This is a genomic window from Aquifex sp. (genome assembly GCF_056494385.1).
Genome location: NZ_JBSLZM010000069.1, coordinates 1 through 2,304, shown reverse-complemented (window position 1 = coordinate 2,304; position 2,304 = coordinate 1). Strand labels below are relative to the sequence as shown.

3 protein-coding genes are annotated in these 2,304 nt (G+C 39.4%); all 3 read left to right on the top strand.

Features of this window, described 5'->3' with window-relative positions:
- Window positions 1-3 precede the first annotated feature (3 nt).
- Window positions 4-129 (top strand): RNA polymerase factor sigma-54, encoded by a 126-nt coding sequence (locus ACWB1W_RS05405; protein ID WP_479370366.1) that lies wholly within the window; start codon window positions 4-6, stop codon window positions 127-129.
- Window positions 130-423: 294 nt separating this feature from the next.
- Window positions 424-675, top strand: coding sequence for a hypothetical protein (locus ACWB1W_RS05400; protein WP_479370365.1), 252 nt, complete (start codon window positions 424-426; stop codon window positions 673-675).
- Window positions 675-2,240: an MBL fold metallo-hydrolase gene (locus ACWB1W_RS05395; RefSeq protein WP_479370364.1), complete on the top strand. Its 1,566-nt coding sequence runs from the start codon at window positions 675-677 to the stop codon at window positions 2,238-2,240. Before ACWB1W_RS05400 ends, ACWB1W_RS05395 begins: the two co-directional genes overlap by 1 nt.
- The last annotated feature ends 64 nt before the right edge of the window (window positions 2,241-2,304 follow it).

Here is a 2,304-nt window from a genome sequence, read left to right as displayed (position 1 = left end):
CCGCTGAGCGATGAAGAGATAGCTAAAATTTTACAAAGCAGGGGAATAAATGTTGCACGAAGAACTGTGACGAAATACAGGGAGGTGTTGGGTATACCTTCATCCAGAAAGAGAAGGAAAAAGGGGTGACCTCCTCCCCTCATCTTTGATGAGGGGCTTCCCGCTTCATCGTGGGCAGAGCCCACTCCACGGGCTTCACTTCCCCGCGGTCTACGGGTAGGGCAGACATTAAGGGGTCTGCCAGCCCTTTTAATTTAACTATAAAATCTTTACGGGTCGCGGGGAGTTTTTCTCCCTGCGGTTATTCCCCTTCTGAATTAATTTTATAATGACTTTCAAAAAATTCAAGACCTTTGGACGCCATTCATCCCCCCATCACAGATGGGGGGCTTTCTGGCGTAGTTTTCTGTAAACTTCTTATTTATGGATACGAGAGAAGATGCTAAGAAGCTTTCAAAGGAAGTTTTAATAAAGCTGATTGAGTGCGGAACGGAGATAGACGAGTATTACAGAAAGTTCAGAGAACTAAGAATTCTTGAAGACAGGAGCCCTTCTTTCCAAAGCGCACTCATAAACGTTGAACACGCTTTCTTTATGGTCGTTCAATCTATTAACATATTAAGGGAGCAGCTAAAACTACTCGAAGTTGCATCAAAGAAAAAGGAAATTGAGTGATGGGACTGAAGGTAGCACTGTTTGATCCGGAAGAAGATATAGAGCTTCTTCTTTCGGACATATTTGACGTAACCGGACACGAGCTTTTTATGATAAATAAGGAAGAGAACGTTAAAAACGTAATAGCGGAGGATATAGATCTAATCATACTTCCCTTTTCCCATGTAAATGTCTGGATAGACCTTTTAAAGGAAAGAATTCTAATCCCCGTTTTCATAGTTAAGGAAGAAAGGGAGGAAAAGGAACTCCTTAAAGCCGGCTTTAACGAACTCAACATACTCAGGATTCCCTTCAACCCGTTGGAACTCCTTGAAAAACTCGGAGCTCTCAATAAGTTAAGCGTTGAGGACTTTAGAGAATTAGGATTCACAAATACAATCCTCAAGTCATTTCTTGAGGAGAAAGGATTAAACTTGGTTATCTCTTCCGAAAAAGGGGAGTGTTGTTTTAAAACCTTTCCTCTAATACTTTGTTGTAAAAAGGAAAAGCTAAGAGATATTCTCTCGGGAACCCATACTGTTGAAGAGTACTACGGAGAGGTAGAGGGAAACGAAGAGAGTTTAAGCACAGTTGTTGAGTATCTCCTTGAGGAAGAGGAAACCGTAGAAAAGACAGAAGAAAAAGGAGAGGTTGTAGAAGACTTCATATTTATCTTCTGGGAAGAAGAGTTTAAAGGTGTTTTCAGAAAGAACGTTTACTTACTGGACTTAAAAGGCTTTTATGTTCTTGTGAATTTATGTCCTTCAAAAGCTTTAAGAAAGCTTGTTAAAGGTCTTAAAGAGAGGGGAATAGGTTTCAAGGACCTAAAACTAATTCTTCTTTTGGATTTTGAAGTGGAATGTGTGGAAATTTTAAGGAGGGTGTATGCCTCAAACCCCGATATAACCATCGTAGGTAGGGAAAAACTTAAATTTTACCTTGAAAGTTTAGGATTAAGAAATGTGAAATTCAGAGCTGTTGAAGATATACCCACATCAGTTATAAAGATTCCCACAGGATACAGCATAAGGTTAATCCCGATAACTCCATCCCCCAGATCCCCATCTGTAGCTTACTACCTTGAAGAAAAAAATATGTTATTCACGGGAAGGTTCCTGGGGAACTTTAACGAAGATGAAGAGGAACTGAGAAAAATCTTTCACGAAATGTACTTTCCTTGTGAAGAGTTCATAAAGAAAAACCTTTATATGTTTGAAGAATTTTCGGAGGATACAAAGGTATTCCCGTGGTATGGGAAACCCTATGAACTCAAAGATACCGTAAAGAGATTAACAGAAGCAGAATATACTAAGGAGTATCTTGTGGATAACGAAATCGTTTTAACGTTGATAAATAGGATATTCATACTTCTTGACGATGAAGAAATGGAGAACTTTACGGCTAACCTTAGGGGAACTGTGGAGTTTGAAGAAGGTGTCCCCTCGGTTCTTTACGCATCTCCGAATCTCGTTTACGAAATGAGCTTAAAGGCACTCCTTAACTCCGTAAAGGATAAAGATAAATTCTTTAAGGTTTTAAAAGAGATAACGAAGTATCCATTTTATATACCTTCCCCCGAAATGTAAAATATGGGCTTAAGGAGTAAGAAAATGGGCATACACGAAACAGCTATAATAAGCGGAGATGTAG